Here is a 13577-nt window from a genome sequence, read left to right as displayed (position 1 = left end):
AAACCCACAACGTTCATTGCACAAGAACTCTTGCAGAGTTGCATGTGGCGCTCACCGAATCGGCGACGCTGTCGGGTGGGCGAGCACGGTCGGGTGGGGCGAGGCGGGGCAGCGACGCTGCGCCGAGAGCCGGCAGGGCGGAGCGTCAGGCCAGGGCGTCGACGATCGGGCGGAACTTCACGCGGGTTTCCAGCAGCTCGGACTCGGGGTCGCTGCCGGCCACGATGCCCGCTCCGGCATGTGCGACCACCGGCATGACGCCGCCGACGGGCGCGTCGAACTGCGCGCAGCGCAGCGCTATCGCCCACTCGCCGTCGCCGTGCTGGTCGATCCACCCGACCGGCCCCGCATACCGGCGCCGGTCGAACGGCTCGAGCCGGCGGATCGCCTCGACCGCCGCAGCGGTCGGGGTGCCGGCGACGGCAGCGGTGGGGTGCAGCGCCTGGATCAGATCCAGCGAGGTCGCCCCGTCCGACAGCGTGCCGGCCACGTCGGTGGCCAGGTGCCACACGTTGGGCAGTTCGAGCGTGAAGGGATGCTCGTCGACGGTCAGCCCGGTGGTGTGTCCGGTCAGCGACGCGACGACGCTGTGCACCGCGTACGCGTGCTCGTCGAGGTCCTTCGCGCTTGCGGTGAGGGCTGCGCGGGACGCGGCATCCTGCGTCGCATCGGCCCCGCGCGGACGCGTGCCGGCGAGTACCCGCGCGGTGACGCGGCCGTCGTGCACGGTGGCCAGGGTCTCGGGGCTCGCACCGATGATGCCGTCGACGGCATATGTCCAGGTGTCGGGGTAGCCCGTGCTCAACTCGTGGATGAGTCGGCGCAGGTCGGCGTCTTCGGGCACCGTGCCCACGAGGTCGCGCGCGACGACGATCTTGCCGGCCTCGCCGGTCGCGATCGCCTCGAGCGCGCCGCGGACGGCCGACTGGTACCCGTCGGGGTCGAGGGCTCCGGGCCCGAGCGTCGCCGACCAATAGGGCTCGTAGGCGATCGGCTCGGGAAGGGTCTTCGCGTCGGTGTCGGTGTCGGCGTCGGCCTCGGTGTCCCGTCGGATGCTCGTGAGCCAGGCCCGACCGCCGCGCCGGCCGACGATCAGCGACGGCACGACGATCGATGCGCCCGCGGCCGAGCGCTCATCGAACGGCAGCGCCGCGAAGCCGACCAGGCCGGTGCCCGGCACATCCACCGGGTCGTCGATGTCGGCCTGCGCTGCCAGCTCGGCCCACGCTCGCGCCAGAGCCTGAGCGCGCGGCTCGGGGGAGTCGGGGCCGACGTCCAGCCGGGTGACCACGGGAGCGACGCCGACGATCCCCTCACCGCGGCGCAGCCATGCCAGCGGCGCGGCCGGTGAGGTGTGGGCCAGCAGGTCATCGTGTGCAAGGTCGTGCAGACCGACCTCACGCGTGCGCACGTGCAGACGCGGGGCGGGCGAACCGGTCATTCCACCAGCCTACGGCGCCCGCGGACCCCTTCCGCCCCGTCCGCCCGCATCCCGCCCACCGTCGAAATCATGTGACATCGACGGCGACACATCGAATTCACGTCAAACTCGTGTGCCCGTGTCGATTGCGTATGATTTCGCCGCCCCGAGGCGGGGTAGGCTCGGCCCGTGAGCGACCCGACGCGCCCCGAGCCGGGCACCTGCCTCGCGTTTCGCTGGCGCAAATGGGACGGCTCGCCGCACTGGCGCCACGACGGCATCTACCTCGGCGCAGACCGGTGGGGCGATTGGATCTGCCAGCCCGCCGGGTGGCAGAGCCACCGGCCCGGCCGCGAATTCACCGCCGAGTCGGCCAACGTGACCCTCATCCCGTCCGACGGCACGTGGACGGCCACTTGCTACGGCGCGATGCACCCGCGGCACGTGCGCATCTACATCGACCTCGCCTGGGACGTGCGCTGGCAGATCATCGACGGCGCGTGCGTGCCGACCGCGATCGACATGGATCTGGATGTCGTCCGCGCCGACGATGAGCGCGGCATCTGGGTCGACGACCGCGACGAGTGGGACGAGCACCGCGCCGCGATGGCCTACCCGCCCGAGGTCGTCGCGCAGCTGGAAGCGCTCGCGCTGGACCTCGAGCGCCGGGTCACGGCAGCCACCCCTCCGTTCGACGACGCGACGATCGACGCGTGGCTGGCACGGGTGCCGCAGGATGCCGGGGCCTGAGCCGCGGCCTGAGCCGGAAGCTGGGCCGGAAGCTGGGCGAGGCCTGCACGGGCCCGCTCGGTGCCCGCTCGGGGCCTGCTCGGGGCCCGCACGAAGGTCGCTCCCGGACGCGTCGGCCTAGACTCGTCGGGTGACCAGCAACCGCGCAGACCTCGGCAAAGACCCCAAACGGGTCAGCGGCATGTTCGACCAGGTCGCCGCCGGTTATGACCGCACCAACACGGTGCTCAGCCTCGGCAACGACAAGCTGTGGCGGGTCGCCGTCACCCGCGCCGTCGCGCCGCGACCGGGCCAGCGCATCCTCGACCTCGCCGCCGGCACCGGCGCGAGTTCGGTAGCCCTCGCGCGCAGCGGCGCCGACGTGGTGGCCGCCGACTTCTCTCCGGGGATGATCGCCGAGGGGAGGCGTCGGCACGGCGATCTGCCGAACCTCACCTTCCATGAGGCGGATGCCACGGCCCTGCCCTTCGAGGACGATTCGTTCGACACCGTCACGATCTCGTTCGGGCTGCGCAATGTGGCATCGCCGCGCGTGGCGCTGGCCGAGATGCTGCGGGTGGCCAAACCCGGCGGACGTCTGGTGATCTGCGAGTTCTCGCACCCGCGATCCGCCGCGTTCGCGGGGCTGTACGGCTTCTACAACAACCGCATCCTGCCGGTGGCGGCCAAGGCGGTCAGCAGCAACGCCGACGCATACGACTATCTGAACGAGTCGATCCGGGACTGGCCGGACCAGCGCACCCTCGCCAGCTGGATCCGCGCGGCCGGCTGGCGCGAAGTGGCCTACCGGAACCTCACCTTCGGCATCGTCGCGCTGCACCGCGCCTACAAGCCCATGGCCTAGCAGCACAAGCACGCAGAGGCCTGAGCCGCGGCATCCGCCCGCCACGCGTGCGAGCGCGCGAATGCGTGCGGGTAGGCTGGAAATCGTGACTCCGAGCCGTTCTGTGCCGGGCTCGCGCAGTGCGAGCCGACTCGGTCTGACCGAGCGTGTCTTCGCGGGTGCGAAGTCCCGAAAGCTGTTGCGCACCATCGAAGGCGGCTTGGAGCGCGTCGAGCACAGCCTCGCTGCCGAACTGCGCATCGCGGATCCGCTGGTGGATGCGCCCACGCGGTATCTGTATGAGGCGGGCGGCAAGCGCGTGCGCCCCATGCTGGTGCTGCTGACCTGCCAGCTCGGCGACGGCGCCACCGACCCCGTCGTCGATGCGGCCATGGCCCTCGAGCTGACCCACCTCGGTTCGCTGTACCACGACGACGTGATGGATTCCGCCGACGTGCGCCGCGGCGTGCCGGCCGCGCACTCGGTGTGGGGCAACAACATCGCCATCCTCACCGGCGACCTGCTGTTCTCCCGCGCCAGCCAGATCATGGCGCGCCTGGGCGAACGCGCGATCCGACTGCAGGCCGACACGTTCGAGCGGCTGGTGCTCGGGCAGATGCACGAGACGATCGGGCCGCAACCCGGTGATGACCCGGTGGCGTTCTACCTGCAGGTGCTCGCCGACAAGACCGGGTCGCTGATCGCGGCTTCCGCACAGGCCGGCATCATCTTCGGCAACGCCGATCCCGCCTTCGAGCAGCCGCTCATGGCGTTCGGTGAGAAGGCCGGTGTCGCCTTCCAGCTGCTCGACGATGTGATCGACCTGAGCGACGACCCCGATCAGACCGGAAAGGTGCCCGGCACCGACTTGCGTGCGGGCGTTCCCACGATGCCGTACCTGCTGCTGACCCAGCGGCAGGATGCGGCATCCGTCGCCCTTCGCGAGCAGATCGACGCGGGTGTCGCCGAGATCGCCGCCGGAGCCGACCAGTCGATCCTCGACACCGCACTCACGGCCCTGCGAGACCACGACGCCACAGACGAGACCCGACGTCTCGCGCGCACCTGGTCGCAGCAGGGCATCGACGCGATCGGGCACCTCCCGGATGGGCCGGTGCGTGAGGCGCTCACGCGCTTCGCCGTCGCCGTGGCCGATCGCAGCAGCTGACGCGGCATGACCCCGCCGCCGCGGCCCTACCGCCGCATTCGAAAGGACCCCATGACCAAGCTCAGACTTGCCATCATCGGCGCAGGACCCGCCGGCATCTACGCCGCCGACAATCTGCTGAAGACCGAGCGCAAGTTCGACGTGTCGATTGACCTGTTCGACAAGCTTCCCGCGCCGTACGGCCTCGTGCGCTACGGCGTGGCCCCCGACCATCCCCGCATCAAGGGCATCATCACGGCGCTGCGCAACGTGCTCGACCGCGGCGACATCCGCATCTTCGGCAACGTCGAATACGGCCGCGACCTGTCGATGGACGATCTGAAGGCTCACTACAACGCCGTGATCTTCGCGACCGGCGCCGTGCACGACGCGCCGCTGCCGATCGAGGGCATCGACGCGGAGGGCGTGCACGGCGCGGCGGAGTTCGTCAGCTGGTACGACGGGCACCCCGATGTGCCGCGTCAGTGGCCGCTGGACGCGTCGTCGGTGGCCGTCATCGGCAACGGCAACGTCGCCCTGGACGTGGCGCGGCTGCTGGCCAAGCACGTCGAGGACCTGCACCCCACCGAGATCCCGGCGAACGTCGAGGAGGGCCTGGCCGCGTCGCAGATCACCGACGTGCACGTGTTCGGCCGTCGCGGGCCCACCCAGGTGCGCTTCACCCCGCTCGAGCTGCGCGAACTCGGCGAACTGCGCGACGTGGACACCGTCGTCTACGACGAGGACTTCGACTACGACGAGGCGTCCAAGACGGCGATCGCCACGAACAAGCAGGTCATGGTGATCGACCGCATCCTCCAGTCGTGGCGCACGCGTCCCGGCGCGAACAACGTCGGCGGAGAGGCGTCCCGACGTCTGCATATGCATTTCTTCGCACGCCCCGTCGAGGTGAAGAAGGATGCCGCGGGCCGCGCGAGCGCGCTCGTGTTCGAGCGCACGAAGCCCGACGGGCAGGGCGGCGTCGTGGGAACCGGCGAGCTGCGCGAAATCGCCGTCGGCCAGGTGTACCGGGCCATCGGGTGGTTCGGCGCCGCGTTGCCGGGAGTGCCGTTCGACAAGCGGCACGGCGTGATCCCCAACCGCGAGGGCCGCGCGCTGGCGAAGGACTCGAACGACGCGGTGCCCGGCGTCTACACGACCGGGTGGGCAAAGCGCGGACCGGTGGGACTGATCGGCCACACGAAGTCCGACGCCATGGAGACCGTGCGCAATCTCATCAACGACCAGGGGTCGTGGTGGCGGCCCGGCCACCCCGAAGAGACGGCGATTCCGGCGCTGCTGGCCGAGCGTGGGGTGCAGTGGACGGATCTGGACGGCTGGCATCGGCTCGACGCGCACGAGATCGCCCTCGGCGAGCCGCACGAGCGCGAGCGAATCAAGGTCGTGCCGCGCGAAGAGATGCTGCGCATCTCGCGCGGCGAGTAGGCGCGGACCGGCCAGGGCTGCCGTGGACGAACCGCCGTGGTGACCCGGCGCCTCACTCCCGGGCTGCTGGTCGTCCTCGGGTTCCTCTCCGCGGTGGGTCCGTTCGCCACGGACCTGTATCTGGCCTCGTTCACCGACATCGCCCGCGACCTGGGCGGCGACCCGTCGAGCGTGCAGCTGACGCTGACCGCGTTCCTGCTGGGGCTGGGACTGGGTCAGCTGCTGCTGGGGCCGGCGTCCGACAGCCGCGGCAGACGCCCGGTGCTCGTCGGCGCGCTCGCCGTGTTCGCCGCGGCCAGCATCGCGATGGTGTTCTCCCCGACGCTGTCGGTGTTCGTCGGGCTGCGCGTCGTGCAGGGCTTCTCGGGCGCCGCCGGCATCGTCGTCTCGCGGGCGATCGCGGTGGACCTCAGCGAGGGCGAGACGGCTGTGCGGGCGCTGAGCGTGATGGCGATGGTCAGTGCGCTGGGTCCACTGATCAGTCCGCCGGTGGGCGGCGTGGTTGCGCAGCTGTGGGGATGGCGGGTGGTGCTGGCGGTGCTCGCGCTGATCGCGACCGGCATGTTCGTGCTCGCCGTGGTCGTCGCCCCCGAGTCGCTGCCGGTCTGGCGGCGTCATCGTGGGGGAGTGCGGCAACTGGCGGCGAGGTTCGGGATGCTGCTGGCCGATCGCCGGTTCGTCGGACGGGCGATCGCCTTCGCGGCCGGCTTCGGCGCGATGATGTCCTATATCTCCGCCTCGCCGTTCGTCGGCCAGGCGGTGCTGCACATGACCGCCCTGGAGTACGCTCTGGGGTTCGCCGCCGGCGCCCTCGCACTGGTCGTGGCGAATCTGACGAACGCGCGCATCGCCGAGCGCGTCGGCCCGGGACGCATGCTGGTGCTGGGCGCGGTGATGATGATCGCCGCGGGTCTGGCGTTCAGCGCACTGGCATTGTCCGGCACGCTGAGCATCGCCTCGTTCATCGCTTGCGCGTTCGTGCTGACCGGCGGCACGGGCCTGACGATGGCGAACGGATCGGCGCTCGCTCTCGCGCGAGCCGATGCGGCCCGCGGGTCGGGCGCGGCGCTGCTCGGAGCAGGCCAGTTCGCGATCGGCGGGCTCAGCTCGCCGCTGGTGGGACTGTGGGGCGAGCACACCGCGGTGCCGATGGCGCTGATCTCGCTGGGCTGGGCGGTGATCGCCGCGGTCGGGCTGATCGTGGCCCGCAGCCTGCGCGAGTCATGATGGGCAACCGGATGGACCCCGCCCCCGTCCCGGCCCGCCGACGTGACGCCCTACGCTGAGGGCATGGAGTGGGTGCCGGACATCCTCGGTCCGCGGTTCGAGCAGTGCACACTGCCGCTGGGCGCCGATGCCGAAGGTGCGGTGGTGGCCACGCTCGTGCGCAGCCGGCCACGTCCGGTGCCGCGCATGTTCGGCTCGTTCGCCGGCGTCGACGTGCTCAGCGTCCACGGCTGGTCGGACTACTTCTTTCAAACCGGGCTGGCGCACTTCTGGACCTCGAGGGGCGCGCGCTTCTTCGCGCTCGATCTGCGCAAGTACGGGCGCAGTCTGCGGGAGGGACAGACCCCGGGCGACATCACGCGTCTGGATGACTATGACGACGACATCGAGGCGGCACTGGCGCAGATGGGCCACGGCAGGGGTGCTCGATCCCGGCGTGCACTCGTCCTGCAGGGACACTCCACCGGCGGGCTCGTCTTCGCACTGTGGGCGGGACGGCATCCCGGGCGTGCCGGCGCACTGATCCTGAACAGCCCATGGCTCGAACTGCAGCTGGGTGCGGCCGGACGTGCTGCGCTCACGCCGCTGGTCGAGGCCCGTGCCCGGTACGACCCGCACGGTACCCATCCCGATGTCGACTTCGGCTTCTACACGCGGGCGCAGCGAGAGGTCGGGGCACTCCCGGTCCCCGACTATCGGGAGGCGTGGCGCCCGGCGCGTGGCTTTCGCGTGCGGGCGCGGTGGCTCGCGGCGGTCCTGGACGGGCATCGCCGGATCGCTCGCGGCATCGACGTCGGGTGCCCGGCGCTGGTCCTGCTGTCGGCGAGGTCGACCTCACCGCTGGCCTGGTCGCCGCAGATGACCTCGAGCGACTCGGTGCTGGTGGTCGACGACATCGCCCGAGCGGCCACCAGGCTCGGCCGTCGGGTCACGATCGCGCGCATCGACGGCGCGCTGCATGACGTGTTCCTGTCGGCATCTCCTGCTCGGGCGGAGGCCTTCTCGGCCGTCGCCGATTGGGTGCCGCGCGGCCTTCGAATGACCGCGACCGAAAGCCGGTGACACGCCCCGATTGCCCAAAGACTCGACAGCGGGCGTAGATACAATTACGGTGGGTAGTGGTTGACAGCTGATTGCGGCGCGCTGTGTCCCCAGCACAGTGTTGCGCCTGTTCCCCAGACAGGACCGTCGCGTCGACAACCACCGTGGGTGCCGTGAGCCGTGATCCCCAAAGATGATTGCTCGCGGTACCCACTCACTTTTCGCAAGTGGGCACGCCGTTAAGCGGCGTAGCACCGACACTTCGACTCCCCAGTCTTCTGTCTCGGTGGTGCAGACGCCCTGCGTGCTCACCCCCATTGCGTGAGTGATTTCAAGTTATCCGACCAGGCACCCCTTGTCCACCATATGGGGGACAAGAGAGCTGATCTTCAGCAAATCCTGAGCTTTGACCATCGGCTGTAGGACGATGTCGGATCCCGTGCGTACGGTGGCGTCATGGATATCGATGAGGATGTCGCGACCTGGCTGCTCGAGGCCGATCCGGCGATCTGCTGGCAGGCGCAGCGCGACGTACTCGATGCCGCGCCGGTGGATTGGCAGGCCACTCGTTCTCGTGTCGCAACCGAAGGGTTCGGCGCCGCACTGCTGGCGCGGCAGGACCCTGAGGGCACCTGGGCCGGGGGTGCATTCTTCCCTGCCGGCTTCTTCGAAAGTCCCGAAGCCGGCTCTCCGGGCCAGCCGTGGGTGGCCACCACCTGGGCACTGAAAGACCTGCGCGAGTGGGGTGTGGATGCCGCGGCGCTGGGCGACACGGCGCAGAAGCTCGATGCCGACTGCCGCTGGGACTACGACGACCTGCCCTACTGGGGCGGCGAAGTGGACGTGTGCATCAATTCGTTCACGCTGGCCGCGGGTGCGTGGCTCGGTGTCGACGTGTCGGCGCTGGCGGCCTGGTTTCCGGCCCATCGGCTCGACGACGGTGGCTGGAACTGCGAGGCCGAAGAAGGCGACTCGGTGCGCTCGTCGTTCCACTCGACGCTGAACGCGCTGCGCGGCATGCTGGCGTATGAGCGCGAAACAGGGGACTCATCGTTGCGTGAGGCACGCCGCAGCGGTGAGGAGTATCTGCTGTCTCGCCGGCTCGCGTTCCGCGCGACCAGCGGTGAACTGGTCGGCCCGTTCGTGACCAGGTTCGTCTATCCCAACCGGCACCGCTACAGCGTCCTGGCCGCGCTCGACTACTTCCGCGAGGCGGCGCTGTTCGACGGAACGGGCCTCGCCGACGGCAGACCCGATGTCCGGATGGCCGAGGCGATCGAGATGGTCCGCGCGGCGCGGCAGCCCGATGGCAGGTGGCTGCAGACGACGCCGCTGCCCGGTCGCACCTGGTTCGACGTCGACGTCCCCGAGGGCGAGCCATCGCGCTGGCTCACACTGTTCGGCACGCGTGTCCTGCAGTGGTGGGATGCTACGGCCGGCCGCCGACGTAGGCGGCGCTAGAACCGCTCAGCCAATCTTCAGGAAAAAATGTCTCTTTGTCCCCCATATGGGGGACAAGAGCATGTATGGTTGACATCGATCCGGACGCTATGGGGGCGTGATGGATGCGGGCATCCGCGGCACCCGACGAGCAACTGGGGTCAGGCCGGGGCGGGTGCCCCAATCCTCATCGCGCGCACGTCACGGTTAACGGTCGTGGGTGTCGCATACAGGCGTTGAGAGCTATGCAGCGACACCCACAGTGGTTTGCTACTCTCCGACACGGCACGCCTGGGGAGCGTGCGCTGATCAAGCTGGGGACTTGACGCGCCGAAGGTATTGACCATCGCAAGGCTACTCGCATCTCGACCCGTTTGGGGGCGGGCGCCCGTGAGCCGTCAGAAGTGCAGGCGCGGGTAACCCGCTGAGACGCCGCGCCGCGGCGGCGGACTTCATGGCCTCAGTGCTGGCCCCTGCGGACTCGGTGCGGACTGGAACAGGAAAACCCCTGGTCGGCCGGCCTCGCTACCGGTAGTTGATGAACTGCAGGTCGACGTCGAGGTCGGCGGCCTTCAGCAGTCGGATGACCTCTTGCAGGTCGTCGCGGCTCTTGGACTGCACGCGCAGCTCGTCGCCCTGGATCTGCGACTTGACCGACCGCGGCGCCTCGTCGCGGATGATCTTGCTGATCTTCTTCGCGTTCTCCTGCGAGATGCCGTCCTTCACGCTCGAGGTGATGCGCACCTCTTTGCCGCCCTGCACCGGTTCGCCGGTCTCGAGGCTCTTCAGCGAGATGCCGCGCTTGATGAGCTTGGACTGGAAGACGTCCAGCACCGCCTTCGCGCGCTCTTCGGTCGAGGCCTTGATCAGGATCGTCTCGCCGCTCCACTCGATGGAGGCGCCGGTGCCCTTGAAGTCGTAGCGCTGCTCGACCTCTTTGCGTGCCTGGTTCAGGGCGTTGTCGGCCTCCTGGTGGTCGACTTTGGAGACGATGTCGAAGGATGAGTCAGCCATGCCGCGAGTCTATCGAGTCGGCCCGCCGCGTCGAGGCCACGGCATCCATGCAAACGCTTCCAGTATGCCGAGGCCCGGCGTGCGCGAACATCACGAGATGGTATCGGGCTCGCGCAGAGATTGTCAGATCGACCATCATCAGTCATGATGTAAGCGCTTGCATTTCCAGCACGCCCCGCGTCGACATTCCGTCGTGCGGGCCTGGAGGACTCAGAGAGGCATGACACACCGATGAAGGTGAACAAGAAGGGCGCTGCTGCTGCCGCGGCGCTGATCGTGGCCAGCATGTTCGGGCTTGCCGGCTGCGCCGGCGGGACGGCCGCCACTCCGAAGCAGACCGAGAACGCCGGCACGCTGACCGTCTGGGTGGACGCCGACCGCGCCCGCGCGCTGAAGGACGTCGCCGCTGCATTCCAGAAGGACAAGGGCGTCAAGGTCGACCTGGTCGTCAAGGACTACGGCAAGATCCAGCAGGACTTCACCGCACAGGTGCCGACCGGCAAAGGTCCCGACCTCACCATCGGCGGTCACGACTGGACCGGCGGCTTCGTGCAGGACGGCGTGATCGCCCCCATCGAGCTCGGTGACAAGGCCTCGCAGTTCGAGAAGGTCGCGCTGCAGGCGGTCACCTACGACGGTAAGACCTACGGTCTGCCGTACGCGATCGAGAACATCGCGATCCTGCGCAACACGAAGCTCGCGCAGGATACTCCCGCCACGTTCGACGCGATGGTCGCCGAGGGCAAGAAGGCGGGCACGAAGTACCCGTTCCTGGTGGGCCTGGACCCGCAGGGCGCCGACCCGTACCACCTGTACCCGTTCGAGACCTCGTTCGGCAACTCGGTGTTCGCCCAGAACGCGGACGGCTCGTACGACCCGACCAAGCTGACCATCGGCGACGCCGCCGGCCAGAGCTTCGCGAAGTGGCTGGGCGCGCAGGGCGTCAAGGGCACGAAGGTCATCAACCTGAACGTGTCGCAGGACATCGCCAAGGAGGCCTTCCTGGCCGGTGAGACGCCGTACCTGCTGACCGGCCCGTGGAACGTCGCCGACGCGCAGGCCAAGGGCATCGACCTGTCGGTCGACCCGATCCCGTCGGCCGGTGGCAAGACGGCCGCGCCCTTCGCCGGCGTGCAGACGTTCTTCCTGAGCGCGAAGTCGAAGAACACGCTGGCCGCGACCGACTTTCTGGTGAACTACGTCGCCACTGAGCCCGTGCAGACGGCGCTCTACAAGGCAGGCGGGCGTCCGCCGGCACTGACCAGCGCCTACCAGGCAGCGCAGTCCGACCCGATCATCGCCGGCTTCGGCAAGGTCGGCGAGAACGCTGTGCCGATGCCCTCGATCCCGCAGATGGGTTCGGTCTGGGACGACTGGGGCAAGACCGAGGCCGCGATCATCAAGGGCGCCGACCCGGTCGCGAGCTGGACCAAGATGGCCTCCAACATCCAGGCCAAGCTCAAGTAGCACCCGCAGCGGGGTGGCGCCGATCGCGGTCGGCCCACCCCGAGTGCGCGCCGGCTGCCGGCAGGCGCCCGGCAGAGAACAGCAGTGGCGTGCCCCGTACGCAGCGGTACCGTGCGGTGCACGATGAACAGGAGTCGACGATGACAGGTCCCGCTCTGCAGGACGAGCGTGAGACGACGGATGTCGCGCCCTCGCGCCGCGGCAGACGTGCGGCCGCGCTGGCCGAGGCGGCGTCGGCCGGGTGGAAGGTGTGGCTGGCAAAGATCGTGATGCTGGGCGTCATCGATGCCCTCGCGATCTACGCCATGCTCGTGCTGATCGCCCAGGGGCAGTGGCTCGTGCCGCTGATCATCGCCGTGGTCGCCGTACTCGTGAACGTCGTGTACCTCGTGCCCGGGCTGCTGCCGGCGAAGTACCTGACGCCGGGACTGATCTTCCTGTTCGTCTTCCAGGTCTTCGTCGTCCTCTTCTCGATCTACATCGCGTTCACCAACTACGGGTCGGGCCACATCTCCACCAAGGACGATGCGGTGGCCGCGCTCATGCAGCAGTCGCAGACGCGCGTGGAGAACTCCCCGACCTTTCCGGTCAAAGTGCTCGAGCGCGGCGGGGACTTCTACCTGCTGACCACCGACCCGGCCACCGGGGCGTTCGAGGTCGGCGGCGCCGACCAGCCGCTGGAGCAGGTGGCGGGCGCGACCGCGTCGGGCGCCCCCGGTTTCACGACGCTCGACTTCGCGCAGATCCTGCAGCACCAGACCGCCATCGGCGCGCTGTCTGTGCCGCTGAGCAGCGACCCGAACGACGGCTACCTGAAGACGACCGACGGCTCGAACGCCTACCAGTTCACCTCGACGCTGACCTGGGACCCGACCGCCGACACGATGACCGACACGAAGACCGGCGTCGTCTACACCGACACCGGCCAGGGGGCGTTCACCTCAGAGGACGGCACTCAGCTGCTGCCCGGCTGGCAGGTGTGGGTCGGCGTCGACAACTTCGTCCGCGCGTTCAGCGACGCCTCGATCCGCGGCCCGTTCTTCGCCGTGCTGATCTGGACGTTCGTGTTCGCGATCCTGTCGGTGGCCACCACGTTCGTCCTCGGCCTGTTCCTGGCGATCGTCTTCAACGACCCGCGCATGAAGAGCAAGAAGTTCTATCGCGTGATCATGATCCTGCCGTACGCGTTCCCGGGGTTCCTGTCGGCGCTGGTGTGGGCGGGCATGTTCAACCAGGACTTCGGCTTCATCAACCAGGTGCTGTTCGGCGGGGCGTCGATACCGTGGCTGCAGGATCCCTGGCTCGCGAAAGCGGCGATCCTCATCGTCAATCTCTGGCTCGGCTTCCCCTACATGTTCCTGGTGTGCACGGGGGCCATCCAGTCGATCCCGGAAGACATCCAAGAGGCCGGCAGGGTCGACGGGGCGAGCGTGTGGCAGATCTTCCGCCACATCAAGTTCCCCCTGCTGCTGGTGGCGATCGCACCTCTGCTCATCTCGTCGTTCGCCTTCAACTTCAACAACTTCAACCTGATCTACATGCTCACCGCCGGTGGCCCCCGCTTCGCTGACGCGAGCATCAACGTCGGGCAGACCGACATCCTGATCTCGATGGTCTACAAGGTCGCCTTCGTCGGCGCGAACCGTGACTACGGCCTGGCCAGCGCTTTCGCGATCATCATCTTCGTGCTCGTCGCGCTCATCTCGTATCTGAGCTTCCGACAGACGAAGGTCCTCGAGGAGCTGAACTGACATGGCAATGAACTCGGCCGGACTCACCGGCACGACAGAAGTGGATGCCGC

General features: G+C 68.8%; 11 protein-coding genes. 9 read left to right on the top strand and 2 right to left on the bottom strand.

Features of this window, described 5'->3' with window-relative positions:
- Positions 1-145 precede the first annotated feature (145 nt).
- Positions 146-1441 carry an isochorismate synthase gene (locus QU603_RS12615; RefSeq protein ID WP_308491730.1) on the bottom strand — a complete coding sequence of 432 codons (1296 nt, stop codon included), beginning with the start codon at positions 1439-1441 and terminating at the stop codon, positions 146-148.
- 168 nt (positions 1442-1609) lie between these two features.
- Here QU603_RS12615 and QU603_RS12610 point away from each other — a divergent pair, with 168 nt between their 5' ends.
- From QU603_RS12610 to QU603_RS12580, 7 genes are all read left to right on the top strand, one after another.
- On the top strand, positions 1610-2170 hold the full coding sequence (locus tag QU603_RS12610; protein WP_308491729.1) for a DUF402 domain-containing protein: 561 nt from the start codon (positions 1610-1612) through the stop codon (positions 2168-2170).
- A gap of 181 nt (positions 2171-2351) precedes the next feature.
- Complete coding sequence (locus QU603_RS12605) at positions 2352-3014, top strand: class I SAM-dependent methyltransferase (protein WP_370655358.1); 663 nt, start codon at positions 2352-2354, stop codon at positions 3012-3014.
- Positions 3015-3099: 85 nt separating this feature from the next.
- Positions 3100-4161: a polyprenyl synthetase family protein gene (locus QU603_RS12600; protein WP_308491727.1), complete on the top strand. Its 1062-nt coding sequence runs from the start codon at positions 3100-3102 to the stop codon at positions 4159-4161.
- A 51-nt stretch (positions 4162-4212) separates the two neighbouring features.
- Entirely contained in the window at positions 4213-5586 is a 1374-nt protein-coding gene (locus QU603_RS12595; RefSeq protein WP_308491726.1) for an FAD-dependent oxidoreductase, read from the top strand.
- Between the two features lie 39 nt (positions 5587-5625).
- Complete coding sequence (locus QU603_RS12590) at positions 5626-6813, top strand: Bcr/CflA family efflux MFS transporter (protein ID WP_308491725.1); 1188 nt, start codon at positions 5626-5628, stop codon at positions 6811-6813.
- Positions 6814-6876: 63 nt separating this feature from the next.
- On the top strand, positions 6877-7875 hold the full coding sequence (locus QU603_RS12585) for an alpha/beta hydrolase (protein WP_308491724.1): 999 nt from the start codon (positions 6877-6879) through the stop codon (positions 7873-7875).
- Between the two features lie 435 nt (positions 7876-8310).
- Positions 8311-9315, top strand: a complete 1005-nt coding sequence (locus QU603_RS12580; protein ID WP_308491723.1) for a squalene cyclase — start codon at positions 8311-8313, stop codon at positions 9313-9315.
- A 504-nt stretch (positions 9316-9819) separates the two neighbouring features.
- On the opposite strand, the gene QU603_RS12575 is transcribed toward QU603_RS12580, so the two are convergent.
- Entirely contained in the window at positions 9820-10308 is a 489-nt protein-coding gene (locus tag QU603_RS12575) for a YajQ family cyclic di-GMP-binding protein (protein ID WP_308491722.1), read from the bottom strand.
- A 231-nt stretch (positions 10309-10539) separates the two neighbouring features.
- Between QU603_RS12575 and QU603_RS12570 the strand changes: the two genes are divergently transcribed.
- Together QU603_RS12570 and QU603_RS12565 are read left to right on the top strand one after the other, a co-directional pair.
- Positions 10540-11775, top strand: coding sequence for a sugar ABC transporter substrate-binding protein (locus QU603_RS12570; RefSeq protein WP_308491721.1), 1236 nt, complete (start codon positions 10540-10542; stop codon positions 11773-11775).
- 140 nt (positions 11776-11915) lie between these two features.
- A complete protein-coding gene (locus QU603_RS12565; protein ID WP_308491720.1) occupies positions 11916-13526 on the top strand; it encodes an ABC transporter permease subunit in 1611 nt (536 codons plus the stop codon).
- The last annotated feature ends 51 nt before the right edge of the window (positions 13527-13577 follow it).

Source organism: Microbacterium terrisoli (assembly GCF_030866805.1).
GTDB lineage: Bacteria > Actinomycetota > Actinomycetes > Actinomycetales > Microbacteriaceae > Microbacterium > Microbacterium terrisoli.
Note: the sequence above shows the minus strand (reverse complement) of the source record. Positions and strands in the feature narration are given on the sequence as shown.